The sequence below is a fragment of the Ectothiorhodospira lacustris genome (assembly GCF_022227845.1).
Lineage (GTDB): Bacteria > Pseudomonadota > Gammaproteobacteria > Ectothiorhodospirales > Ectothiorhodospiraceae > Ectothiorhodospira > Ectothiorhodospira lacustris.
Window position 1 is genome coordinate 20,310 of record NZ_JAJNQN010000013.1, and the last position, 26,257, is coordinate 46,566.

A 26,257-nucleotide genomic window follows, 5' to 3' on the forward strand; every position below is an offset into this window, starting at 1 on the left:
TGGGAATCACCCTTTCAATAATGCGCGTTTTTTTATGTCAAGGAACGAACCGCAATCTTGCCAGCCGAGCCGGTATGCACAAAGCATTGAATTGTTCTCGTAAATTTGCAATGGATTTTTTGAGTGGAGCCGAATATACATATTTAATGCTGCAGCGTTTTGACCTTTTCGTAAAAGGTGGTTTGCTTTCTTAAAACATGGTTTTTCGTCGGAGCCAGCGCTAGTGGTTAAAGCAGAAAATGCAATTTGTTTTTTCTCAGGGAGTAAACTTTTCATCAACTTACTCCATGAATTCTCCTGAAAATAAGCTGTAGCAGCAACGCGTGCCGCTGCCCTGTATTTCGGCAGATCGCTTAAGACGGAATTTATAGCCGATACAATAGACTCTTTAGTTGGGTTTGCAGCAATTCCGAACTTGTAGTGATCCACAATATCAGCAAGCCAAGTGCCTGCGCAGACAACAACTGGAACGCCGAAATACATCGCATCAATGAGAATACCAGAAGTTCTCTTTCTAAATCCATCGGGCATGTAAGGGAGTACAAGCAGGTCACAATTTTGTATGAGATTTTGGAAATCAGCTTCGGACAGATTATCTGGAATAACTCGCACATCCGGTGCGAGGATACCCTTTTTCTCATCACGCATCCAGCAAATCATATTTTGCTCTGTTGAGAGAGCGCGGGTAACCTCAAGCGATACTTCATATCCCTTACTTTGTGTCGCAGCACCGGGGAAAAGAATATTCCGTGGGTACTTGACATCAAATTGCAACCTGGAGTCACACTTCCTGATTTCTTCGAAGAAATCATCAGATACGGCAGTACTTGGGTGAGGTGCAAGTTTTAGGCTGACGTGGAAGCGCTCAAAAAACTCTTTACGCAAACCCTCTGTTGGAACAGTAAGAATGACGTTTTCTTGCACTTTCAACTTACGGAATACTTCGGCACACAATTCGTCATACTCAGGCGTGCTGATGTCGCGAACCATCTCCCAGAATAAATTGCAATTGAATTTAATATGCGGTAAATCTTTAGAAAGATTTAGAAATACTCGCGCATGATGCAAGCTGCCAGTGTATAAATACACTAAAAGTCGTTGCTTTCCTGACAGATCGAAGCGGCTTAGTCCTGCCCTAATTTCAGCAAGAAACGTGCTTTCAGTTGTCGCGATCGTCCATGAGTGTGTACTGAATAGCGGATGGAAACTGCTCCTTGATTCAAGCAATGAAGGCTCAATGTCTAAACGACACAGAACACTCGGTAAAATGCCAACTTTTTTACAAGCCAATGTCAACTGATCACAGTAAGCGAGAAAGTGACCTCGCGCATTTTTTCCGTCCGGATCCAAAATGATCAAACCGTCAATTAAATCCTTTGCATTGTCATGAGTATATTTCGTTCTCCTCCCATCTTTAGTGTGTGCTATCTTCGCGCATAAGGTAGGTATCTGAGCATGGTTCTTCGCTTGTTCGTCCCGCTTTAAATTCGATTTGACCCCCGAGATTTTAACGCGGCAATCCTTCGCTCCAATTTGAATTTTTGCACCTGCATGCGAGCTTGAAAAACAATGCGAAATCTCCACGGATTGTTTTCCCTTGTCGCACGCAATATCTTTACTCGTCGATTCGAATTTCGTATCTCCGAAACGAGATAGGGATATCTGAAGTAGGCAACTTCTGTCCACTTCAAAATCTACATTACCAATTAAATTTTCTCCTGAACGAATCGACCCGGAATACTTACAAAAGATGTGACGTTCTCCAGCTGGCGGAGACAGCGTAAAACTGCCTCCTTCCTGAGTTACATCACCATGTATAGATATTCCTGTAAACTCAAGATTTCGACTCTCTTCGCGATTCGAAACTAATTGACCAAGATCTCGGTGGGATAACAGGTCGTAGACTACTAAAAGTAAGTCAGAATGGATCGACCGTATATCGGGAGAAACAATATCGGTAAAAACCATAGACTGCCACTGATACACTGAAAGATAGTCGCCCAATTTTTTATACTTATCATACTTTAAAAATAGATCAGAAATATGTTCACTCTCACTAAAGCCAGACAACTCCCACTCCAAGAAGACACTATGCCTTTCAAGTTCTTCAATTAATGAAATAGCATCTAGTCGCTGACCCTTCAAATCTTCACTAGAAAGACTAATTTTCTTGTACTTAATACTTTGAAAATCGGTCGCTTTGCTCCAAGAAACCGATCCAATTGCTCTGTAAAGATTACGCCAAATATTAACACTTTTTCCGTGCCCAATCCATGCAGTAGTTCTACTTAATTCTGAAACACGATCAAGGTTTTTTCTGATTTCTGGGCTAGTCAAATAGCGCTTCATAACAGAATCTCTGAAGGCTACAATATTTTTCTCTACAAACGGCGAGACAGTCGCTGGGTCATAGTTCCTAATCTTTTCGTCAATGTGAATCGTTTTAAGAGAGAGGCAAGGATTACTTATGGTGTAACCATGCACCCTTAGCAAACCTACTAATGCCGTATCGCAGCCAAAACTTCCAAGCAGAATTTGATCTGTTAGTTCAGGGACTTCGAGTGGAGAATCGAATATATACGTATCAAATGACAAATAATTCTTTTCCAAAAGTGTCATATTATTGCAGTCAAGTTCCCACCAGGGCGGTGTAGAAGTTAGTCCTTGAATGAAATCCCCATTTGCAGTTTTGTTCCATCTCGTTAGAGCATAAATTGGTTGAGCTCCAGAGAAGCGATTACTTATTATTTTTTCTGCCGTGTCCAGAGGAATAACAATATCTGAATTTGCGATTATGCATGATGTTCCAGACCCTTCCGAGTTGCCGTGTTCAAACAAAACCTTATAGCTAGGGCGCTGTTCTATCGAGAAAAAAGTCAGCTTTCCTGATTCTTCTAGATTCCTAACTTGATTTAGCGTAGCTAAATTCAGCGATACGTTAAAGTGATCTCTATCTCCTTCTAACAAAATATGAACATCCGACACAAATGGATTTTTACAATTTTCGATTGCTACTTGTGCGTTATTCTCTAAAACGCTCGCTTCTTCCCTTGAATGAAAAGATGTGATAATCGTAAATTTCAATTTATGAAAGAAGGAGGAATACGAGCACTTTTTGAATATTTTGTGATCACTAATAGGACTGAGGTCAACAACCTTTGCGGTCATCTCATTTCTGATCATGAAATCCGAAACGGCTTTCAATGCGTCGATATGAAATGATGTACCCGCCGCCCGCACATAGTCCGGGTGATTTGGAATATTGTACCTGTCACCTGCTTTCTGGTAGTCGGAAAAGAAATAGTTGGGGTTGAATTTCGGCGTATTAGTGATCTGAAGCCGGATATCAGACCCACCACCTAATCTCTTTGCTTCTGGTAGTATTTCTGTCTGAATTCCATCGATTCCAATAGTAGCAATAAGCCGTGCCTGTTCATATAACATCCAGCGTATAGCCCAGCTCCCAGTGGTTATGAAACTACTCTCAAACAATGCACTCCTACCATTTGCTTGGCTGAACCAAAATATCTTTTCATCATCTGCTAGCTCTGGGTGTAGTTCTTTAAGTTCGTCTCGAAGGAAGAACTTTTTAATTCTATTTTCATTCACTAGTGCTGCAATATCATCTGCAATACTTCGAATTACTTCTGTATCCATGCAAATGTAATGGGTGGGACGGAAATCAATTTTTCGCCAATAGCGAAAAGCGGAGTTCATTCCAACAGTCACGATATTCTTTAACGCTTGGTCTTGGAAATCTACAAATTTTGCTGATGGGCCGTTCGCAAGGACTAGCGCAATTTTTTGATTTTCTGACACTGTATAATTATTTTTCATAATAGGAACCGTCATTTTCATTCCAGGATAAAGTCGACCATGTCTTTACAGTTATCAAACCAAACATCTTTGACACTATTCAAACTGGAATAGCCCCAGTTTGCATGAACGAAATGAATGCCTGCTCGTTGCGCCGATTCGCGATCAACTTCCATATCTCCAACATATATGGTATTGAAGGGGTCTGCGCCTACCTTAAGGCAGGCGAGAAGGAGCGGGTCGGGGCACGGTTTGCCTCGTCCTTCAGCGACGTCTTCCGGTGTGACGACCGCGTCAAATTTGATAGTAGGGAAAAGCTGCTCTAGCAACTCCAAAGTTCTATCTCTGTTTTTCGAGGTGACGACAGAAACTTTTAGTCCTGCAGCTCGTATACGAGCCAGCGAATCGGCTATATCATCGAACACCCTAATATCACGATAGTTTTTACGCGAGACGAGGTTATAGATCTCTGATATGTGATCAAGTTGCTCACTCCTGCAACCCAATCTCTGAAGAATCTCGAAAAATGGAATACCAATATTTTTTTTATATTCTGAAAACGGAATATCCCCTTTAACTGCACTCATGGCTTCCTTCCAGGCGAGTTCCATAACTGCTAGTGAATCAACGAGAACTCCGTCCATATCAAACGAAATGTGCTGGATATTTTTGTAAAGAACACTATTATTTGCAATATCAACAAAAAACTGATCTTTGGAATAATTGTTATTTGTTGGCTCGTAGTCGATCAACAGATCAGCCAAAGTGAAATCCGCAGGATTATCGATGTCAACTGACTCCTTAAAATCGACTTCTACCATATAAGGATCCTTGCCTATGCGCGTTCCATTTCGCAGATAGTCTTCTTTTCTGAAAACGTAGAAACCGCTTGTTTCAGTAAAAATTGGCGGCAAGTATTGAGTTTGCGACATGTTTTCAGGATTATAGTTGAGCGGCATTCCTTGGTACCAACAATAGGTCTGATGCCGTTGTACCGCGAAAGCACAATCGAATTCCCCAGAAGCTACAGCACGCACTCCCTCTCTTATTGATCTGCTTTTGACAAACGGACCAGTAGCATGGCAAAGCACAATAACCTCCGCATCTATTTTCGAAACAGCGTAATGAAAAAGTTCGTTCGCTTTTACTGAGTCTGCATCCAAATTTCGAGGGCGCATCAGCAGTTCTACATCATTCGGAAGAAGATTTAATACTTGAGGTTGGCTCGTATAACAAAGAACCTGTTGAATTTCTTCGATCGTCGCAAGTGTTTCGAAAATGTGATAGGCAAGCGGACGGTCGCCAAGCCTAAGAAAATTTTTGTTTGGAAGCCGTCTTGAGTTCAGCTTGAGAGGTACGAATGCGGCTACGCGGTTAAACATACTTTCCTCCTTTTTGGCGCTTGTCAATAATCAATAAAGTCATAATACTTGAATCTGTGCTCACAAATTCCCGTGGGGCATAGGAAGTCATGCCATATCTCTCTCAGACTAATCGCCCTACTGTACCTCGCGGCACCGATACTCAAATCCTTCTATAAGCTCGAGAATATCCTTACGTCGTTCGGTTAAATTGTGTTTCATTGTCAAAAAATGAATATCTCACTGCTCAAATGGAAAAAACTTGGGAATTTCATATTCACTACCTTCTATACTCACCTGAATCCGTGAAGAGTTCTCGGCGAATTTCATTATTCTGCTTTAAAAGCAAAGGCTTGCATAAGAAAATAGGCGCATTCCATTGCACCAGTTGGGTGACCCTCCCATGCCCCGCCAAGCGCCTCGCCCGGAACAGTCCTCGCGCCGCACCCTCACCGCCCATGCAGGCTTGGTCCTGGTGGGAGAAGCGATCAAGGTCTCCCGTCTGAGAGAGGGGGTGAAGCAGTCGATGGGCACCTATCAGGGCGTTGACCATGCCGATGTGCTGCCTGTACCAGGGTCTGTTGAGCTTGGGCAAGAGCGACTTTGAAGCGGCGGAAGGGGTGCGCAAGGATCCGTTCTTCCTGTCCAGCCTGGGGCTTGAGCGGGGCCTGTCGGCGGCGCGGCTACGCCAGCGGATGGATGCCTTTGCACTGGACTATGCCCGGCCTGAACTTTCTGCGGCAGGTGAAGGTGCCGGTGACGCCGCTGGCCTGTGGTCACGTGGCCCTGGATCTGGACCTGTTTGCGCTGGACAACTCGGGGACGCGCAAGGAGGGGGTGGGCTACACCTACCGGGGGTTTGACGGTTACGGGGTAATGCCGGCCTACCTGGGCGAAGAGGGCTGGTGTCTGACCACCGAACTCAAGCCGGGCTCGGAAAACAGTCAGAACGGCTTTGGCTTTGTGCTGAATCGGGTACTGCCCGCCGCCCGCGGTCTCACCGCGTTGCCGATCCTGATGCGCCTGGATAGTGCCCATGATGCCCTGGAGAACCGCCCCGACCGGGGCCGGGCGCAGGACGAGGGGATCGATTTCATCATCAAGTGGAACCCCCGTCAAAAAACCTCCCCCGACTGGGTGACGCTGGCACAGGGCTTGGATTCGGTGCACTGGGAGACGCCCCGCGAGGGCAAGCGGGTTGCGACCTTCAGCATGGCGGTCAGCCGCCGCTGGAGGGGGCGGACGTACACCCACCGCCGAGTCATGCGGGTGGTGGAGCGGACCATTGACCACAAGGGTCAGATCCTGGTGTTGCCGGACATCGAAGTGGAAGGCTGGTGGACCTCCCTGGCTTTCCCTGACGAGCAGATCATCGCCCTGTATCGCGGCCATGCCACCTGTGAGCAGTTCCATTCCGAATTCAAGACCGACATGGATCTGGAGCGCCTGCCCTCGGGCAAGTTCGACACCAACACCCTGGTGATGGCCGCGGGCACCTTTGTCTAGAACGTCCTGCGCTTTGGGGCGTATGGCCCCGGGTTTGCGGCCTTCCAACGCGTATTGACACAGCTGCAGGCGCATGGATCGGGATAAACAGCCATCACGGATCACCGCCGACCTTGGCCACGACCCGAAGCCCAGGACGTGCGGACTCCCATCGCCGTCGCGATGCATATCGCCGTCAAAATCCATCATGAGGACAGCAATTCCCATGATCGAGTGACCTGAAATCTGAGATTCCACGGGTTAGAGATGGCCGGGACTGAATGTCTGCCCATCCGGCCACGGGGACGGCTTGTCGCGGGAAGGGATTCACGGATTCAGGCGATACCAAGAAAGAGAAAACTGCTTGCTGACCACTGCGCTGACCTGCCCTGTTCTAAACAGACATACAGACTGTTTAAGTTTTTAGCTAATTTCACTCGAAGTGTGACGAATAGCTTTTTTTAATTGCGAAACATAATCAACAAGCCGGGAAGGTGTTGCTTTTGCTATCTCAACACGGCCAAGCGGCATTAAGTCAGTAAAAACCCGCTTAGCATTTACATGACTAGCAAAAATAAATCCATCGTATGAAGTGCTGTGCCACTCAAAACTAGACGAAACCTCTATGCGATAGTGGCATCTTTCCAAAAACAAAAGCACATCACTGTGAAGGCGCTCTGAATGAGTAGAGACCATCACATAACTTATTGAACCATTGTGCAAGCTTTTGGATGCACCATCCAGCATTTCGAGCTCATAACCCTGAATATCTGCGTGGAGCAAATCAAGCTTATCAATTGAAGATCTCACTAAAAATTTATCAACCGTGAATGAGTCTTTACCCACAAAATCACGAATGAACTCTCCCTGCAAGGCATTTTTATTAAAGGTATAACAACCAGACATAAAGTTATTTTCATCCGGCTCAACCAGTATTACTCTCGAATCAGGACAAATGCACTTAAACCAAGATGAATAATGACCCCAGTAAGCGCCTAGCTCAAGCATTACAGGACCATTAACTTTCATAGAGTCTAGCAGAGATTGAAAGCAGAACTCTTCTAAAGGTTCATGCACCCCTCTATTTATGACTAAAATATCACTAAACTGTTTGTAGTAGGCCAAATCGCCACTAAGCGGCATCAACAGGCCATTGTGCATTACAACATGTCCATCGACCACAAAACCCGCGTTCGGGACACGACGTATAAGCAAATTCAATGGATCGCTTACAATTTCTCTATAACGACCTCTGAAATCAGATGCAATGGCTTTATCCAGAAACAACTGTCAACCTCCTCTTGTATTGACACCGCTAAATTATGACCATGAGATTTAAAAAACAAATGACATTGATCGATTTCATGAGAATAGAGTCTCCATTACATCGAAGACTAGCAAGGTCGGCGAAAAATAGTTGCGAAAACGCCCATTGACTCATTAAAGAACACCGTAATCTAACCCGCACGGTACAGAGGCCTTAATCAACCGCAGCGTCGACCTGACGATTATGCTCTGATATCGGCATAGCCCGTGTCACAGCAGGAATACTTGATTGAACCCACAGCAAAAATCATCCCAAATGCGTACAATTCTTGCACTCACTCACATGCATACGGTTTGGCAGCGTTTCTTTAAGAGAATTTATCTGATAAAGATGCAAGAGATTATTCTTCGCAACATTAAAATTCTCATCACCGATAAAACCCGTCTCATCTATGCAGCATTTTGTAAGGTAACCATTAGCCAATACATGAATATCAAACCATTGTGCACATGGGAAATCTGATGACATTTTCTTGCCATCAACTGGTGAGAGGTTTCTTTTATCTGCACCTTTTGATGATGTTCCTGTCCATTCAAAAAATGGCCTAACCGAAGCCTTAAACCTCGGCCATCTAGCTTTAGTGAATTCAGTAAACTCTTGGGCTTGATTATCTGATATGAAAGGCGCACACAGACTCACCGGCAAATTGAATCTTCCAGACAAAACCAAGTCATGAAGATAATCAAGGCCTTTAAAGACCGCCTTAAGACCAAAACCCATTAACTCCTGGTGTTCTTCCTCATGTATGGAGTTTAATGAGACCGTTAAACTAGCGCCTTTGTATTCTGTCATCCACTCAAATCTACCTGGCTTCAACATAGTTCCGTTTGTCCAGAACTGCTGCCTGGCCGACGGCAAATTTTCAGCAATAATCTGAGCAAATTTTTCCTGTCGCCGATCTAGTAGCGGCTCACTGATACGGGTGAGTGTAATACCGAAGCTATGGTCTGTTGGGATTTCACTCAAGTCGTTTATCAACTTCAAGAACAGCTCATCTGATATGGTCTCGCCTTTTCGCGGTGATGTGGGGTAAGGACAGAAACCACACTTGGCGTTACAGCGAACAAGGGTTTCTATACTGACATTGCGCGGGTATATGCTGTATTTTTCACGCATATTACGCACATTTTGTGCGTAATTATCATAATTGGCTTGTATAAAAGGGATGTTTACACTCATCGCATTATCGATGAGCTCATACCAATCATCCCACTGAGCCTCATGACACCTATACCCGTACCCTTCCAACAGCTTCCTTATATCCTTTCTTCTTTCGGTGAAATTATGCTCCACTGTCAATAAGCGAATATTCCACTTCTCAAAAGGAAATGCCTTAAGGATCTCATATTCACTACCCTCAGTATCAATGCTGAGGTAGTCAATGTCTTTCGGTGCCCCATGTTCAAGCAAAAAATCATGTAGCGATATGGTGGTGAGGGTAGCAGTTTGGCCCGCTGCCCGATAGGCTTCACGCTTGTCCTTGTGCTGATCATCACTGGCATATTCCTGGCTTCCACCATAGGCGTCGGCAAAGATAAACTCCACCTCTTTACCTGTCTCTCCACCAATGCACTGGTCACTTACGATGCATTGACGATTCTTTTGTAACTGCGCGAAAAATTTTGGATTAGGCTCCGCACAGATGCCTTTCCAGGCGAATTCTTTTTCTAGCAACCAGCTGTTGCTAAGTAAAACCCCATCCGTTGCACCAAACTCTACAAAGTATCCGCCACGCTTATAGCCGGTTTTTTCCAGCACCCAAAGATCCTGTCCAAGCTGCGAAACGGATTTTTGCTTTAGTTGCGCTTTCCATGCTTCCGATCCAAGAGGGGCACCGGCAACGACAACGTTGTTCGAGCCAAATAATTGCTGTCGCTGCTGCGCTAGCGAGAGTTCATGATGGAGAAGCTCTACCTCAGTCTCAAGAATCTTGAGGCGGGCTTCGTTTTTTCCTCCTTCAGCCTTTGCCTGACCTAACTGAGCGCTTACTCTTGTGGCTGCTTGCTTTAGCAGACCCAGCTGCACAGCTTGGCTCACAGCGCGTGCTTCTGACATTAATTGTCTATCCGCATCAGTTGCGAATGCGCCAATGCTCCTTCCAAAATACTCCAGCGCTGATTTCTCCTGGTTATTCACTAGATGTATACGGCCAAGTGTGTTATGCACCCCCCCCACCAACACCTCCCCCACCAACCGCTTCCCAGCCCCCCAGCTTCTGGCCTGTACAATACGCGCTTTCGCCGCCTCATTCTTACCCAACTGAAACAACGCCGCCCCAGCCAACAACGCCAACTCCGCACGGCCTTCTTCCTTCTCGATAGTCTCCTGCTCAAGCTGCGCCAGACTTTCCCATTCACCCGCACGCCATTGCGCCCAAGCGGTATCCAGTAAGCTTTCGGTGGTGGTTTGTGTCATGCCCTGTATTGCTCCCGGTACCACTGAGACACTGGCATCAGGACTCAGCCGTTGATTCCTGCTGCTCCCGCAGCAGAAGATCCTTAATCAGTTCGATCTGCGCTTCTGCCTTGATCATTTCTTCCTGAAACAAGTGCTGGCGATGTTGCATTTCTGTGACTTCCTTTTCTTGTTGCTGTTTTTTTTGTTGACTGGCTTCCAGTTGCTTTTGCAGCTCAGCCTTTTCTGTAGCCAGGGCATCCTTGGCGTCCTGTAATTCCTTGTTTTTCTGAGTCAGCTGATCTCGTGTAGCGGTTAGCTCGATCGCTTGCTGTTGAGCGTGCTTCAGGGCTTGCTGATGTTGTTCCGCTTGCGCCTTGAATTCGTCGCGCTGCTGTTTCAGCTTGGCAATGTCATCTTTGAAGGCGGCATTTTCCTGAGTCAACTGCTCGGCACGCTGGGCCTGTTCTTCACACTGCGATTTCAGCGTATCCCTTTCCTTCGCCAACTGCGCGGTCTTGCCCTGCTCGGCTTCCAAGGCCTTGGCCTTGGCATCCCGCTCCTGAGTCAGCCGCCGATTGTCTTCGGCCAGCGGGTGACGAACGAATACCTGCTGCTGCTCGGGCAGGCCCCCAAGCCGCGCCTCTGGATTGTACAACGGTCCGTGCAGGCTGGGTGGGAGTGCCAGGGGTTGAGCGCCACGAGGCGCAGGTATCACCACCACACGACTGAATGCAGACAACTGACCACTTTGCTGTAGCTCGTCCAGCAAGGCTTGCGCCTTGTCACCCAGATCCATGATCAGCAGATTGGGCCGATGACCATCCGGGGAAATCTCCTTGATCAGTTGCTTGATATCGGTGGTGAGTTGGTCCTCCTTGGCCAGGCAGACAAGCCCGGGATAGAGTCGCTGCACTGTCTGGCTGGGGGGAATGAGGCCGTTGGCCCAAGACAGGTTATAGCGGTGAAAGGTGCCCGGTCGCTGTTCGGTGTCGATCAAGGCCTGGCGCACCTGGAGCCCGGACTGATCTTCGAGTTCGTCTTGCCGCTTTGCAATGACCTGCGGATCGGCATCGATCAGCCAGCTGTTTTCCGCCAGGGCGGTGTAGAAGGCGACAGGGGGCTGTGTACCTGCACCCAGGTGAATCAGTGTGTGATAGGTGGGGGACATGACTCTGTTACCTTGATCCGGGATCGGGCATATGTTTGTGTGTCAGCCTATCTTGCAGATGCCGCCATTCAGTTGCCGCCATCCAGGGTTTCACCGTGTTCAGCATGGTTTGCAGTTCGGTCTGCAGCACCGTTTCAGATACCCCGACCTGGCGCTGTTCACTGACGTAGGTTAGCACCCAATGCCCTTGAGCGCTGCCCTGGTGGCGTGCGAGTACCTGCATGCCCTCCAGCGCTACGCGCTGTCGCTGGCTTCGGGTGATGCAGTCGTCGTGGAGACGGCTGCGCGCCTGTACCTGTGGCAGGTAGCCGATGCGGCCGGGAAAGGCATTGAAGACGCGGAGCCAGTACTCGAAATCAAAGGCGGCGAATAAGGTCGTGTCCAGATTGCCCAGCAGGCGGGGCATCACGGCCTTGAAGAACACGGTGGGCTGGCAGATGAAGCAGCCCTTCTGAAAGGCGGATTTGTCCGGCACCGGGTCGGCGCCCATGGAGGCGCCCAGGGGTGTGGGTAGCGTGGGATAACGGCCCAGGGTTTGTCCGCCGGCATCCATGTGCTCCCCTTCTCCATAACAAAGCATCCAGTGAGGGTGGGCTTCAAAGGCACGAACGGCACGTTCGACGGCGCCGTGGGCGTAGCAGTCATCGGAGTTCAGCCAGCCGATCAGGGTGCCCCTCACCTTGGTCAGTGCCTGGTTGATGGCATCGGCCGGCCCCTTATCGGGGGCCGATTGCCAGCGTAGACGGGGGTCGTCCGCGCTTTTGCGTGCCAGGATCGCCTGAGTGCCATCAGTAGAGCCGCCATCCTGGACGATGAGTTCCAAATGCGGCCAGCTTTGCGACAACACACTATCCAGCGCGGCCTCGATGAACCGCGCCTGATGATAGGAAGGCATGACGATGGAGACGAGGGGACGGTTCACGACCGGTTATTTCGCCTTGGCCTGATGGATGCGCTGCATGTCCGCGGCCAGCCGTTGCCAGTCGGCCCAGTCGCGGGACACCCTTCTGCCCTGCTGCGCCAGGGATTCCAGCATCTGCGGTAACTGCTGGATGAGGGAGCGCAACAGCTGCTGGTCTTGCGGTTGAATCTTTTTCCATACCCCACCATCCATGGCATCGGGCAAGGCAAAGCGCAGCTCCAGTTTGGGGCCGTGATCATCCCGGCTTTCTTCAAACCAGTGCTCGAAGAGTTGCTCTTTCTGTTCCGGCAGTTCCAGTTTGGGCTGGCTGCCGAAATCACCAGGCCGTACCCCCGCGCAGGACAGGCGGAAGCTCCAGGCTTCGGCGTGACGAGTCCCGAAGGTGGGATTCTTCAGCCTGATCCAGAGATGCTCATAATCCGGGTTGACCTGTTCATGCTGCAATTGAATGTGTTCATACGCCAGCTGGGGTTTTGTGTCCTTTTTCCTTCCGATGACACGATGGAGCCAGCCTTGGGACTGTTCCGCCTGTTCCTGTTCGAATGTGCTGAGTTGCTGTTTCAGGCGGCGGGTTTCCGCGGCCAGTTGTTCATTGTCCTTGGTGGCCTGCTGATGTTGCAGGAAATAGTTTTCCAGCTCTTCCTGCACTTGGTGCAGCTGCAGGAGCAGCAGTTCGTTTTCCTGTTGGCTTTCTTCCAGTGCCTTCTCGGCCTTTTGCTGTGGCGCGGAAGCCTGGCCAGGCTCATGGGTGATTTTGGCTGCGGCCTGCTTGGCTTGTTGGAGTGCCTTTTCACTTTCCTGATGCTTGAGGAAAGTGGCTTCGAGTTCTTCCTGTACCTGATGGAGCTGAGCCAGCAGCAGTTCGTTTTCCTGTTTCAACTCACTGAGCTGCCGGCGCTCGTCTTCCGACAGGTCCTGGGCACAGCGACGCTGGTAGTCCTTGAGAATGGAGGCTAGGGGCAGTTCTGCCTGACCTTGCAGAGTACCGTCTTCACCCTTTTCGGCATCCATGTTGGTCAGGGGTTGCTGCGCAGCCTGCAGTTCCTGGTGCAAGGGGGTCAGATTGCCTCCGGCTTCCTGCAGGGTTTTGTCTGCCAAATGACGCGCCAGTGTCAGGGGTGCCGTTTGTCGTGCTCCTGGCAACGCCGGCAATGACTGAGCCTGGGGCATCTGCAGGCCAAACTGCCAACGCTCGTTGAGCTTGTCCAGCAAAGCGGTAGGCTTGATGAGGGCCTGACGGGCATTGACCAGCAGGCAGCGCTCGGGGTTGGCCAGATAGAAGTTCAGCAGGCGCTCATGGTGGCTTCGCCACTGCTCCAGGCAGGTTTTTTCGTCGGGGTCTTCTTCCGTCAGCAGGCAATGGGCCAAGTAGTCTTGAGGATCGCAGGTCAGCAGCAGGAAATGGATGCCGGGCTCCAGTTCGGCCCAGTAGTCCAGTGCCCATAGGCTTCCCTGATCGGCCCAGCCCCAACATGTCTGATGGAGATTGGCCAGCAGCAGATCTGTGGCCACCTCGTCCCACAGACGCCCAAGTGGCTGTTTGCGTTGCAGCACCGGGGCCACCTTGGCATGCCAGTCGGCCATGCTGAGGCGGGCCTGGCGCTCGATGGGCTGGGCCTGAGACAGGCCGCTTTGAAAAAGCAGTCCACTGAGGGTGTTGAATTCAGCATTGGGGGCGCCGGTGATGCAGAGTGTGTTCATGGAGTGAGAAATTCGCTTGGTTATAAAAAAATGGATCAATAATTCTCGAGGGTATGCTCTACGACGCGTGTCGATACCTGGAAATATTCAGCGGCAGCTTCAATCTGATCATCATCGGGAACATCTGTATCCAGCCATTCGATCAGTGCCTCGTGGGGGCATAACAAGGACTGCGCGAAAGCCCGCTGGTATTTTTGACGTGCAGTGCGTGAATGCGTTGAGGGAAGCAGCCTTTCAGACTCATCAAAAGCAAGTGCATCCCCCAGCAGACGGGCAAGCCCGAATCGACGCCCTGTATGTCGGCGCGAGGACAGATTCACCAATATGCCGCCATCCCGGCGCAGCCCGGCATTCCAATTGTATCGGGGGAGTCGGGAACCTTCGGATGTGAGCATGTCTTCGGGCAAATGAAGCAATTCGGATAGACGGTGATCAGCCACAGGATCATTGCCCATCCCTAGAGAGGTTCTTACCTGGGTTGCCATGTCCACTCCGGACTGCCACGGTGGCCGATTCGGCGCATGAAGCGTGGTCGGTGGATCAAGGCCCTCAAGATCGCCTAATGACATCGCGGGAAGGTGGCCTGTGCCCAATGCATCCTCCAGTTCTTCAAGCATTGCCGGCACCTGCCTGGGCGAATCGGCGGCAAGTTCTTCCACAGCCTGTTCGCCAAAACGGGTACCTGCACTGATCAAACGCTGAATCAGTGACTCGGGGCCTTCATTAGGATCAAACCCCATGCGGGCCTCTAGCCGACGCCACAAGGCCCACTCAGGGTCGGCTCGCTCGGCCAGGACTTCGTCCCAGAGCCCCTTGACCATGTGATCTTCAGGCATCATCTGTAAAGCCTGGGCTACACCCGCATCCAGTGCCTGCTCAAATACCTCGGCGTCAACCCACCCTTCTGCGGCATTCAGGAAACGCAGTGGGGCGTTTTCACCCAGGGTGGGTTTGGCACGCAGGAAAATGGCCTGGCCATCCGAATGCATGCAGACATGCGGCCACGCCATCCCGCCTGCTGCGCTGGACAGGCAGTGACTCATGCGCCAGTCGACTGAAGGGGCGCCATGATGCTCGCCCTCCCAGCGCAACCGCCACCAGTTTGCCGCAACCCATTCCACCCATGGAAGGGGATCCATCACGAGGGATCGCTTGACGCGATGCTCATCAAGGAAATCTTCGTTTTCCGTTACATACTGGCCCTCTACGCGAATCGTCAATCGGGCTTTCCCGATGTGGTCAAGCGGTTCGACGTTTAATTCAAACATGGACATCACGCTGCTCCCACCGGGTGAGCACCAACTCCCGAAACGGATCCTGTTCCGGCATCGGGTAGCCATGATAGGTATGATTAACGCCCATAGCCGTCTTCGAAGCGGACGATGTCATCCTCGCCAAGATAGCTGCCGGACTGGACTTCAATGAGTTGCAGGGGCACCTTGCCGGGATTTTCCAGGCGGTGCGTCTGGCCCATGGGGATATAGGTGGATTCGTTCTCCCTCAGCAGGCGCTGCTCATCACCAATGGTGACCAGGGCCGTGCCGCGTACCACGATCCAGTGTTCGGCGCGATGGTAGTGCATCTGCAGTGAGAGCTTTTCACCCGGTTTGACGGTGATGCGCTTGACCTGGTAGCGATCCCCCAGGTCAATGCCCCGGTAACTCCCCCAGGGTCGGTGTACGGTGGTGTGCAGGTTGTGTTCGCCCCGTCCTTCCGCCTTGAGGCGATCAACGATCTTCTTGACGTCCTGGGCCTTGTGACGATCGGCGACAAGCACTGCATCATCGGTGGCCACGACGATCACATCCTCCACGCCGGCCAGGGCCACCATGGCATGGGTGCTGTGCACGTAGCTGTTGCGGGTGTCGTGCAGGAGCACATCACCCTTGGTCGCATTGCCCTGCTCGTCCTTGGCCTCGATGTCCCACAGGGAAGACCAGGCCCCAAGATCGTTCCAGCCCATGTCCACCGGTACCACGGCGGCCTGGTCGGTATGTTCCATCACGGCGTAGTCGATGGAGTCGGCCGGGGACTCGGCAAAGGCCGCGCTGTCCAGACGACAGAAGGTCATGTCCTGGGTGCTGTTTTCCAGGGCCTTGCGCACCGCGGCCAGCATCTCGGGCTGGAATTGTTCCAGGGCCTGCAGGTAGGCGCTGGCCTGGAAAAGGAAGATGCCGCTGTTCCAGGCGTAGTCGCCGGATTCAAGGTATTGGCGGGCGGTCTCCAGGTCGGGCTTTTCCACGAAGCGCTTTACTTCATGAATACCTTCTGCCTCCCTGCCCCAGGCCCTGCCCTGCTGGATGTAGCCATAGCCGGTTTCCGGCGCCGTGGGGGTGATCCCGAAGGTGACAAGCGCGCCCTCACCGGCGGCCACGGCAGCCCGGGAAACGGCCTGACGGAAGGCGGGTTCGTTCAGGATGACATGATCGGAAGGCATCACCAGCATGAGTGCTTCCGGCCCATGTTCGCTCAGACGCAGGGCTGCGGCCGCCACGGCGGGTGCGGTGTTGCGCCCCACGGGCTCAAGCAGGATGTCGCTGGGAGTGATTCCGATCTGACGCATCTGTTCCGCGATGATGAAGCGATGGGCTTCATTGCAAACCAGCAGGGGATCGGCAAACCCTTCACCACTGGCCCGTTTTACGGTGTCCTGCAGCATGGTGGTTTCACCCTGGCCATGCAGGGGTAAAAACTGCTTGGGGTAACCCGCGCGGGACATGGGCCAGAGGCGGCTGCCGGAGCCACCGGAGAGGATGACGGGATGAATCATGGGGTATTGAATTCCTTATCTTTACGCAATTTTTTGCATGGACGTCATGATGTCATTCAGGCGCTGAGCATAGACAGTCCCGCAGTGCCTGGGGGAAAAGTATTCTAACTGACGGGTTGGAGATCGCGGGCTTTCGGCACACTGTGCCATAAGCCTGGCGGCCTGCGGGATATCAGGGTCGGCCCAGTGCTGGCCATCACCGTAGAAATACTCGCCGGGGCCGACCTCGATCAGCCGGTAATCCACTGTGCGGGTGTCGTTGTCGGCGCAGAACACCATGTTGCCGGAGTAACCGGTGGCAATGATCTCCAGCCCCAGCAACTGGGCCTCGGCAAGCCCTCGCCCGAAGCCTTCTGCGCGATGCAGGGACACGAAGCAGTCGCAGCTTTTATAGAGCGAGAGGACTTCGCTCTTACGCAGCTCGCCTTTGATGAGCTGGATGCGATCGTCTTTCTTGATCAGTCGGGAGAGGTGTTTCCAGTCAGGGTGGCGCTGTTTGAGGTGACTCACCTTGATGACCAGCCCTACCCGCTTCTGCGGCTGCTCGGCAAAGGCCTGCAGGAAGGCCTTGACCACGGCCACCGGGTTCTTGCGTGCCAGGGTGGAGTTCATGTCGAAGGAGAAGACGAACAGGTAGGCATCTTCCGGCAGCCCCCAGGCGGCCCGATCCTTGCGAATGAGATGATCGCTGATGTCCACCGGCAAGGGTATGGGCACCACGGGCACCGGTGCCTTGGCGTAGGCCTTGGCGGTGTAGGGACTGATGCCCCAGAGTTCGTCCACCAGGGAGAAGGTGTGTTGCCAGGGTTGCGGCCATTCGGGCAGTTCCCAGGGCCAGAGGCCGATGTTGTAGTGGCCTTCGAGCCATCCAAACCCCCTCTCGGCAGTCATGCGGGCCATTTCGATGCCGGTCATGCAGAAGAGATTGATGGCGTAGTCGAAGCGGTCGGTGATCCAGTGTTCGGCACTGGTATCGCCTTGGCTGACGTCGGCACCGGGTTCCACGTTGACGATGCAGAAGGGGACGCCGGCCTCCTGAAGGGATCGGGCCACGGTACGGATATCTTCCCCGATGCCCAGCTCGCCGCGGGCGTAGCCGATGAGGTTGACGCCAAAGGGGCGGGGGCTGAAATAACCTTTCAGTTCTGGCCTGATGGCCTGGGTGGCGGCTGCATTCAGTGGTGCGATCATGCGATTGATCTGGGCCATGTCAGGTTGACGGCCTGATAAATGATGCTGAAGTTCGCGGGCCAGCCCGTGCAGCCGATGGGAAATAACGGGCAGACCGGCTGCCAGCACCCGACTGGCCTTTGGGCAGGGATGGGGCTGGCAAGCGACAGGCTTGCGGGAGGTGGCGGCCTCGGCCTGCCCCCAGCATTGGACAATATCCTCTACCGCTTGGTGGATGCGCGCCGGGCCTTCGGGGTGCCGGTGGTCCTTCGGTAGAAGCAGTTGTTGCAGGAAGGATTCCGGGGAGGCGAACCCCTGCTCCAGGGCGGCTTGCTGCCAGGGTGGGCAGTGATTCAGACCCATGAGGTCGCGGCCCTCGCGGAAGTACCAGCGTGCGGCCAGGTGTCGCATCTTGCGGTTACCCAGCACCTGGCCATGCCAGTATCTGCTGCGGGTGATGCCGGCCAGGTACATGCCCACGGTGTAGCCTTCCTGCCAGGGGCAACCCTTGAGCGGGGGGAGCGCCATGGGGCGCATCAGTTCTTCATTCCAGGCGTCGATGGAGCGCAGCAGGGCGTACTGGCGCCGCCCCAAACAGGTGCACCAGGCCAGAAATTTCAGATAGACATCCCGTTGCCCCAGGTGAAGGGGAAAGCGCCTTTGCAAGGCCGGGCGTAGCAGCCACACCAGCAGCATGCCACCGTAGAGCCGGGTGGGCAGTGTGAACGGCAGGGTTACGGGTTGGTGGTAGGGGTGCGGAATACCCGGCCCCTGGGCCATGACTGAGGGGGCCGTGTCGTCGGTTGCGGGGATATTCATGCTTCTGATACCGCCAGGCTGATGTGCCTCGGAATCGTGATTTGAGGGCAGGCCCGGCCACTTCCATTACTTGACATCAATATCCTTCTGCAGTCATGAACAGGGGTCTGGTGCTTAGATTAACTCATTTAAGGGCAAGGAGTTAAGGGTATCCCGGATGAACTTCCTGTATATTCCAGTGCCAGGACACTTCTCCCGCCATACTGATTAAAAGACTCATCCCATGCCACTGGAAGCCTGGTTCACCGCCGCCATTGTGGTCGGCATGCTGTCGGTGCTCACCCTCACCCGGGCGGCGCCGGATCTCGTCTTTTTCGGGGCGGTGGTGCTGTTGCTGCTAACCGGCATCATCTCCCCCGGCGAGGCCTTCGCCGGGCTGTCCAACCAGGGGGTGATCACGGTGGCCGCGCTGTATATCGTGGTCTCCGGGCTGCGGGAGACCGGGGGGATCCAGTGGATCGTCAATCGCCTGCTGGGGCGCCCGACCAACCTGATGCGGGCACAGGTGCGCCTGACCGGACCGGTCGCCATCATGAGCGCCTTTTTGAACAACACTCCGGTGGTGGGCATGCTGATCCCGGCGGTGAGCGAGTGGGCGCGCAAGTTTCAGTTGCCGGTGTCCCGCCTGATGATGCCGCTGTCCTTTGCCGCCATCCTGGGGGGCACCGTGACGGTGATCGGCACCAGCACCAACCTGGTGGTGAACGGCCTGTTGCTGGAGCAGACCGGCGACGGGCTGGGGCTGTTCGACATCGCCTGGGTGGGGGTGCCGGTGGCCCTGGTGGGACTGGCGTTCATGATCCTGTGCAATCGCTGGCTGTTTCCGGATCGCAGACCGGCCATCAGTGAGATCAATGACCCCAGAGAATATACCCTGGAGATGATCGTCGAGGCCGGTGGCCCCCTGGTGGGCCAGACTATTGAGGAGGCCGGTCTGAGGCACTTGCCCGGCGGCTTTCTCATGGAACTGGATCGGGACGGCACTCTAATCCCGGCGGTGTCGCCCCAGGAGGTGCTGCGGGCCGGAGACCGGCTGATCTTCGTAGGGGTGGTGGAGTCCATGGTGGATCTGCAGCGGATTCGTGGGCTGACGCCGGCCACCGATCAGGTGTTCAAGCTGGATGGCCGGCGTTCGGACCGGGCCTTGCTGGAGGTGGTGGTGTCCAATACCTGTCCGGTGGTGGGGATGACCATCCGTGACGGGAAGTTTCGCAACCGTTACAACGCGGTGGTGATCGCGGCGGCCCGCAACGGCCAGCGGCTCAGGGGCAAGCTGGGGGATGTGGTGTTGCGGCCGGGGGATACTCTGCTGGTGGAGGCGGGGCCGAGTTTTCTGGCCCAGAACCGCAATCGGCGGGATTTTTTCCTGATGAGCCAGGTGCAGGATTCGGTGGCGCCGCGCCATGACCGGGCGCTGGTAGCGGTGGGGATCCTGGCGGCCATGGTGGGCAGCGCCACCCTGGGGCTGTTGAGCATGCTGGAAGCGGCGCTGGCGGCGGCGGGGCTGATGGTATTGACCGGCTGCGTGAGCATGTTCTCCGCCCGCAGCAGCCTGGACTGGTCGGTGCTGTTGACCATCGCGGCGGCCTTCGGGGTGGCGGCGGCGATGGAGAACACCGGCCTGGCCCAATCGATCGCCCTGACCCTGACGGGGCTGGCGGGCACGGATCCCTGGGTGAATCTGCTGATGGTGTATCTGGTGACGGCCCTGTTCACGTCGCTGATCACCAACAATGCGGCGGCGGTCCTGATGTTTCCCATCGCGTTTGCGGTGGCGGCGGACCTGGGGGTGAGCGTGCTGCCGTTTGCGGTGATCATCATGTTCGCGGCCTCGGCCAGTTTTGCCACGCCGTTCGGGTATCAGACCAATCTGATGGTGTACGGTCCCGGCGGGTATCGGTTCAGCGACTATCTGCGGGCAGGGATTCCGCTGACGGTGGTGACCGGGGCGCTGGCACTGCTGCTGGTGCCGATGGTGTGGGAGTGGTAGGGGCGGATGATCTTTCTGGTGGAAGAACAGCCCAATCCCTCCTCGGATTTTTTCGTGCTCCCGGCATTGCGGGCCGGGGGGGAAGCCGTCCGGCGTTGCCGGTTCTCGGATATCCCATCCATCGAGGCGCTCCAGGGGGCGACGGTGGTGTTCGTGCGTTACATCCCCCCTGCCTGGCGCCGATTGCTGGAGCATGCCCATGGACATGTCGCGCATCTGGTGCTGTTCATGGATGACGATGTGCTGGATGTTCGGGCTTCGGCGGGCATGCCCTGGCGGTATCGGGCCAAGCTCTGGCACCTGGCGGCACGGCACCGGGACTGGCTGCGCCAACGGGGGGCGAGACTGTGGGTGTCCACCCCTTATCTGCAGCAGAAGTATGCCGACTGGCAACCGGAGTTGGTGCTGCCCTGCCCCGTGCCGCCGCCGGCATCCATGTGCCGGGTGTTTTACCATGGTTCTGCGTCCCATCAGGCCGAGATCCGCTGGTTGCGACCGGTGATGGAGACGGTGTTGGCGCGGGATGAGCGGGTGTATTTCGAGATCGTCGGTGGCCGGGATGTCTACCGGCTGTATCGGGGGCTACCTCGGGTGACGGTGGTGCACCCCATGCGCTGGCCGGCCTATGGGGGGTTTCTGGCGTCGGCCCAGCGGGATATCGGGCTGGTGCCGCAGTTGGATCTGCCGTTCAATCGGGCGCGTTCCCACACCAAGGTGTTTGATATCACGGCCTGTGGGGCGGCGGGGGTGTATTCGCCGGGGTCAGCCTGCGTGGCCGTAATTTCCCATGGGGTCGATGGGTGGGTGGTGCCGCTGGATCAGGCGGCCTGGGCGGAATCGATCCTGGCGCTGGCCGGCGATGAGGCTCTGCGGATGGCGCTGGCGGCGAAGGCCAGGGAGACGGTGGCGAGGCTGGCTGATGGGTACTCCCGTCATGGCCCCCTGCCGTCATCCCAATGATGGCGCCCTACTGTCACTCCCGCGATGCCACTTGCCGTCGCTCCCGCGAAAGCGGGAGTCCAGAACTCCCAGCCCATCACCTGGATTCCCGCTTTCGCGGGAATGACGGATTGATGGATGGCCCCATGCCGACTCCCCCGCAATGCCCCCTTCGTCGCTCCCCCGATACTCCCCCTTGCCGTCACTCCCCGGATACTCCCCTGCCGTCGCTCCCGCGAAAGCGGGAGCCCAGAACTCCCAGTCCATCACATGGATTCCCGCTTTCGCGGGAATGACGGATTCAGGAGCGGGAATGACGGATTTGGGGTATGGAAATGACGGATTGGGATGCAGAAATGATTGATTTTGAAGAGAACGCTTTAGAATCCAGACATCTCCCCCTGCCATAAACCATGCGAGGCACCATGATCCAGAAGCGCAAAGGCATCATCCTCGCCGGCGGCTCCGGCACCCGGCTTCATCCCGCGACCCTGGCTGTGTCCAAACAGCTGCTGCCCGTCTATGACAAGCCGATGATCTACTACCCCCTCAGCATCCTGCTGCTGGCGGGGATTCGGGAGATCCTGATCATCTCCACCCCCCAGGATACCCCACGCTTCTCGCAGCTGTTGGGGGACGGCAGCCAGTGGGGTATTCAGCTTTCCTACGCGGTGCAACCCAGCCCCGAGGGTCTGGCACAGGCCTTCACCATCGGCGCCGATTTCATCGGTGATGATCTCTCCGCCCTGGTGCTGGGGGACAATATCTTCTACGGCCATGACCTGCCGCCCATGCTGAAAAGCGCCATGGAGCGGACCCGGGGCGCGACGGTGTTTGCCTATCATGTGCAGGATCCGGAACGCTACGGGGTGGTGGAATTCGACCGGGACCAGCGGGTGCTCTCCCTGGAGGAAAAGCCCTCGCGTCCCAAGTCCAGTTATGCCGTGACCGGGCTGTACTTCTATGACCAGCAGGTGGTGGAACTGGCCCGGGGCCTGCGGCCCTCGGCCCGGGGAGAGCTGGAGATCACCGACTTGAACCGACGATACCTGGAACAGGGTGAGCTGCATGTGGAGATCATGGGCCGCGGCTATGCCTGGCTGGATACCGGTACCCATGACAGTCTGCTGGATGCCGGGCAGTTCATTGCCACCATTGAGCAGCGGCAGGGCCTGAAGGTGTGCTGTCCGGAGGAGATCTGTTTCCGGGCCGGCTGGATTGATGGGGCACAGCTGGAAACTCTGGCCGCGCCCCTGGCCAAGACGGGCTATGGACGGTATCTGATGAACCTGCTCCAGACGGAGGTGTGATAATGGAGGCAAAGCGTCTGGCCATTCCCGAGGTGGTGCTGTTGACGCCCAGGGTGTTCGGAGATGAGCGGGGTTTTTTTTACGAAAGCTTCAATGCCCGGGCCTTCGAGGCTGCCGTCGGGGTACAGGCTGAGTTCGTGCAGGATAACCACTCACGCTCGGCGAAGGGGGTACTGCGGGGGCTTCACTATCAGTTGCCGCCTCATGCCCAGGGCAAGCTGGTGCGGGTGGTTCAGGGGGAGGTGTTTGATGTGGCGGTGGATATTCGTCGCTCGTCCCCCACCTTCGGGCAATGGGTGGGTGCCGTGCTGTCCGCGCAGAACCGGCGGCAGCTGTGGATCCCGCCCGGGTTTGCCCATGGTTTCCTCACCTTGAGCGAGGTGGCCGAGTTTCTCTACAAGACCACGGATTTCTATGCGCCGGAGTGTGAGCGCTGCATTGCCTGGAGTGATCCGAAGATCGGGATTGCCTGGCCTTTTGAGGGGGAGCCGGTGCTGTCGGGGAAAGACCAGGAAGGCGTGCCGCTGGTGAAGGCGGAGGTCTTTGCATGAAAAGACACCCCCTTCTCCCCCGGGGGGAGAAGGGTCGGGGATGAGGGGAAGTCGAAGCTCAGACCACCTTTCCGGACACCGGTTGGGCACATTTCCCCAGTACCGCCGTGCCGGGGCGCAGATTGCGCTGCTGACGCCGTTCCCGCGCCCGGTCCAGATCCGAGTCCGTGGCAAGCGCTTCCGCGCCCAATAGTGGCGGCCAAGTGACGCCGGTATGTCCCTTCAGGCCCGGCAGGGGCTGATAGAAATTCCCGTTGGCCTGGTTATGGGCCAGCAGCCAGGCACGAAACCGCTTGAACAACGCCTTGTCCACTTCCCCGGGGTTGTTCCAGAAACTGTGCAGGGTACCCTGATGGGTCAGCCCCGGCATGTGATAAACCGGGTCACCCAGTACGCACACCGGGGTGCCGTGCAGGATGGAAGACAGGCCCACGGTGCTGTTGATGACCACCGTGCCGCGGGCGCGCTCCAGCAGCATGGGCAGATGGACGTCGTGCACGTAGTCAACCCGCCCCTGGAGTTGATACTTGGCGGTCAGACGGCGGATGAGCGGGCCATATTCCCGATAGCCCCGATCCATGGGGTGATGCTTGATGACCAGGCGCTGATCCGCCGGCGCATGTTCGGCGAAGGAGCGCATCACGTCTTCGATGAAGGTCGGGATGTCGCGAAAATCGGAGTGGACCCGGATCTGGGCATCGTTGTGGGTCTGCAACGGGACCAGGAAGAAACTCCCCGCCGGGGCGTCCTGGAGTGACTGGGCCACCTTGCGTTCCCGTAGCTTGAACCAGTGTTTGCGCCACAGGCTCCGGGTCCAGACAAAGGCCTCGGACAGTGGATGCAGGGGGCGATGGTGCTCATAGCCGGGAAAGCGACGGATCAGGACATGGCTGGCAATGGAATAAAGCGTGGCATAGATGCCCGCCCACAGCACCGGCCAGGTGGCGCGGGCCCAGGTGGCCGTTTCCACCTCGTGAGGGGCGAAACGACGGTAGTGATCCGGGTCCCGCGGCAAGGAGGAGTAGCTGTTCACCCCGTCCTGCTCCAGGGTGATGTGATCCGGACGCAGGTACCCTTCCTCGAATACGTACAGACGGACCTTGAGAAAACGGATGACGTGGGGCACTACGGCATGATAGGGACGGCAGTCACCGAAGAGCATCACGGCATCGTAACCGCGATCCGCCAGCAGGCCGGCCAGGTAATCCGGCCAGTCCTTGAGGGTGCCGCGATAATTGATGGCACGGAACGGATAGAACAGCTGGTCGCCGGCACAGAAGTTGATCTTGTCCACTTCGGCTCCGGCAGCCTCCAGATCTTTTCTCAGGCGCCAGAAGAAAGGCCCCATGGGCCCCTGCAGCAAAAGTACACGCTTGCCCGAAAATTGCGACAGCACGACGACCTCTCAACCGTTGAGAATAGGAGCCGCGGGGATTCCGACCGGCCCTCGATCCATGGAGGGTAAAATTTGCCGACAGTATAGCATCCTGATCCGAAATGGTGCTTTGCAGTGCACCACAGAATTGGGTTTTCTTTTTCATCCCCGGCTGGATTCCCGCTTTCGCGGGAATGACGGATCTGATGCCTGGACGCCCGCCTGCGCGGGAATGACGGATCTGATGCCTGGATGCCCGCCTGCGCGGGAATGACGACCTGCCGAATGACTTCTTCACTCGTCACTCCCGCGAAAGCGGGAGCCCAGAACCCTCGGTCACGGGAATGACGGCCTGCACGAAGGCATTTGGTGAGCACAACTTGACCCCTTGCAGGGATCAGGTTAGAAACCTGCCTTCGTCCACGGGGTGAGAGAAACGTCCATGTTGAAAGGATCCACCTGCCGGGCCGGCTTGCGCGGGACTTTATCCTTCTCCAGCCAACACCTTGCCACCGCCCTGCTCTGCTGCCTGCTTGTGGTAAGCGGGCTATGGCATGGACCCGCCGCAGCCGCCGACGCACCGGCTCGGGATCTGACCCTGTACGCCGGTCAGGGGGTGGACTCGGATCTGCTGCAGATGCCCAAGAAGCTGGTGGATGGCTCGCTGGATTATGAGTCCAGCTATTTTACCGCCCTGGGCTTTCGTCAGCAGACCCCTACCCCGGATTTCATCGACACCGCCTTTGGCTGGATCGGGGTGTCCGGGGTGACCACCGGCGCCGAGGCCATTGTGGTCAGGCATTATGGATTGCAGGACAACTGGGAGCTGAATGTGGCCTATGTGCTGGCCAGCCCCCAGGGAGAACTGGGGCCTGTGCGACTGCGGGCGGCGATGAGCCTGGGGCTGTCCTATGCCTTCGGCAATCCGGCCTATGAGGATGGCCCCAAGGATGACCCGGAGCGGCGTTACCGTTTCCAGAATTACAATGGCTACGAAGTGGAATGGGGGCTGGTGAGGTATCCTCAGTTGAGCTTCATCACCCGGGTACATCACCGGTCCGGGATCTATGGTGTGATTGCCCCTCGGCGGGTAGGCTCCAATTTCGTGACCTTCGGGCTGCGGTATCACTGGTAAACATCAGGATTTGATCCGACC

The 26,257-nt window shown here is 55.0% G+C and carries 18 protein-coding genes and 1 pseudogene; 8 read left to right on the forward strand and 11 right to left on the reverse strand.

Going from position 1 to position 26,257, the window contains the following annotated elements:
• Positions 1-6: 6 nt before the first annotated feature.
• Both LQ956_RS10370 and LQ956_RS10375 read right to left on the reverse strand, forming a co-directional pair.
• Positions 7-3,852 (reverse strand): glycosyltransferase, encoded by a 3,846-nt coding sequence (locus LQ956_RS10370; RefSeq protein ID WP_238629977.1) that lies wholly within the window; start codon positions 3,850-3,852, stop codon positions 7-9.
• Positions 3,853-3,854: 2 nt separating this feature from the next.
• Positions 3,855-5,198, reverse strand: a complete 1,344-nt coding sequence (locus LQ956_RS10375) for an HAD hydrolase-like protein (protein WP_238629976.1) — start codon at positions 5,196-5,198, stop codon at positions 3,855-3,857.
• A 382-nt stretch (positions 5,199-5,580) separates the two neighbouring features.
• Between LQ956_RS10375 and LQ956_RS10380 the strand changes: the two genes are divergently transcribed.
• From LQ956_RS10380 to LQ956_RS10385, 3 genes and pseudogenes are all read left to right on the forward strand, one after another.
• Entirely contained in the window at positions 5,581-5,784 is a 204-nt protein-coding gene (locus tag LQ956_RS10380) for a hypothetical protein (RefSeq protein ID WP_238629975.1), read from the forward strand.
• Positions 5,729-6,038, forward strand: a pseudogene (locus LQ956_RS15110) (IS1380 family transposase); the annotation flags it as partial. The gene LQ956_RS10380 and the pseudogene LQ956_RS15110, both read left to right, overlap by 56 nt.
• Positions 6,039-6,053: 15 nt before the next feature.
• A complete protein-coding gene (locus tag LQ956_RS10385) occupies positions 6,054-6,683 on the forward strand; it encodes a transposase (protein WP_430733418.1) in 630 nt (209 codons plus the stop codon).
• Positions 6,684-7,085: 402 nt separating this feature from the next.
• Here LQ956_RS10385 and LQ956_RS10390 read toward each other — a convergent pair whose 3' ends face one another.
• The 8 genes from LQ956_RS10390 to LQ956_RS10425 all read right to left on the reverse strand — a co-directional run bounded on the left by LQ956_RS10390 (position 7,086) and on the right by LQ956_RS10425 (position 18,936).
• A complete protein-coding gene (locus LQ956_RS10390) occupies positions 7,086-7,949 on the reverse strand; it encodes an FkbM family methyltransferase (RefSeq protein WP_238629973.1) in 864 nt (287 codons plus the stop codon).
• A 286-nt stretch (positions 7,950-8,235) separates the two neighbouring features.
• Positions 8,236-10,404 (reverse strand): FkbM family methyltransferase, encoded by a 2,169-nt coding sequence (locus tag LQ956_RS10395; protein ID WP_238629972.1) that lies wholly within the window; start codon positions 10,402-10,404, stop codon positions 8,236-8,238.
• A 37-nt stretch (positions 10,405-10,441) separates the two neighbouring features.
• On the reverse strand, positions 10,442-11,554 hold the full coding sequence (locus tag LQ956_RS10400) for a hypothetical protein (RefSeq protein WP_238629971.1): 1,113 nt from the start codon (positions 11,552-11,554) through the stop codon (positions 10,442-10,444).
• A 7-nt stretch (positions 11,555-11,561) separates the two neighbouring features.
• Positions 11,562-12,476 (reverse strand): glycosyltransferase family 2 protein, encoded by a 915-nt coding sequence (locus tag LQ956_RS10405; protein WP_238629970.1) that lies wholly within the window; start codon positions 12,474-12,476, stop codon positions 11,562-11,564.
• A 6-nt stretch (positions 12,477-12,482) separates the two neighbouring features.
• Positions 12,483-14,177, reverse strand: coding sequence for a hypothetical protein (locus LQ956_RS10410; protein WP_238629969.1), 1,695 nt, complete (start codon positions 14,175-14,177; stop codon positions 12,483-12,485).
• A 35-nt stretch (positions 14,178-14,212) separates the two neighbouring features.
• Entirely contained in the window at positions 14,213-15,451 is a 1,239-nt protein-coding gene (locus LQ956_RS10415; RefSeq protein ID WP_238629968.1) for a hypothetical protein, read from the reverse strand.
• A gap of 77 nt (positions 15,452-15,528) precedes the next feature.
• Positions 15,529-16,947, reverse strand: a complete 1,419-nt coding sequence (locus LQ956_RS10420) for a mannose-1-phosphate guanylyltransferase/mannose-6-phosphate isomerase (RefSeq protein WP_238629967.1) — start codon at positions 16,945-16,947, stop codon at positions 15,529-15,531.
• A gap of 21 nt (positions 16,948-16,968) precedes the next feature.
• Positions 16,969-18,936, reverse strand: coding sequence for a glycosyltransferase (locus tag LQ956_RS10425; RefSeq protein ID WP_238629966.1), 1,968 nt, complete (start codon positions 18,934-18,936; stop codon positions 16,969-16,971).
• Between the two features lie 223 nt (positions 18,937-19,159).
• Between LQ956_RS10425 and LQ956_RS10430 the strand changes: the two genes are divergently transcribed.
• From LQ956_RS10430 to rfbC, 4 genes are all read left to right on the forward strand, one after another.
• Positions 19,160-20,926, forward strand: coding sequence for an SLC13 family permease (locus LQ956_RS10430; RefSeq protein WP_238629965.1), 1,767 nt, complete (start codon positions 19,160-19,162; stop codon positions 20,924-20,926).
• Between the two features lie 6 nt (positions 20,927-20,932).
• Complete coding sequence (locus tag LQ956_RS10435) at positions 20,933-21,886, forward strand: glycosyltransferase (RefSeq protein ID WP_238622184.1); 954 nt, start codon at positions 20,933-20,935, stop codon at positions 21,884-21,886.
• A gap of 404 nt (positions 21,887-22,290) precedes the next feature.
• Positions 22,291-23,175 carry a glucose-1-phosphate thymidylyltransferase RfbA gene (gene rfbA / locus LQ956_RS10440; RefSeq protein ID WP_238629964.1) on the forward strand — a complete coding sequence of 295 codons (885 nt, stop codon included), beginning with the start codon at positions 22,291-22,293 and terminating at the stop codon, positions 23,173-23,175.
• A 2-nt stretch (positions 23,176-23,177) separates the two neighbouring features.
• Positions 23,178-23,726, forward strand: coding sequence for a dTDP-4-dehydrorhamnose 3,5-epimerase (gene rfbC / locus LQ956_RS10445; protein WP_238622182.1), 549 nt, complete (start codon positions 23,178-23,180; stop codon positions 23,724-23,726).
• Between the two features lie 58 nt (positions 23,727-23,784).
• Here the strand turns inward: rfbC and LQ956_RS10450 are convergent, their stop codons facing one another.
• Positions 23,785-25,122, reverse strand: coding sequence for a capsule polysaccharide biogenesis protein (locus LQ956_RS10450; protein WP_238629963.1), 1,338 nt, complete (start codon positions 25,120-25,122; stop codon positions 23,785-23,787).
• 421 nt (positions 25,123-25,543) lie between these two features.
• Between LQ956_RS10450 and LQ956_RS10455 the strand changes: the two genes are divergently transcribed.
• Positions 25,544-26,236: a hypothetical protein gene (locus LQ956_RS10455; protein ID WP_238629962.1), complete on the forward strand. Its 693-nt coding sequence runs from the start codon at positions 25,544-25,546 to the stop codon at positions 26,234-26,236.
• Positions 26,237-26,257: the final 21 nt, after the last annotated feature.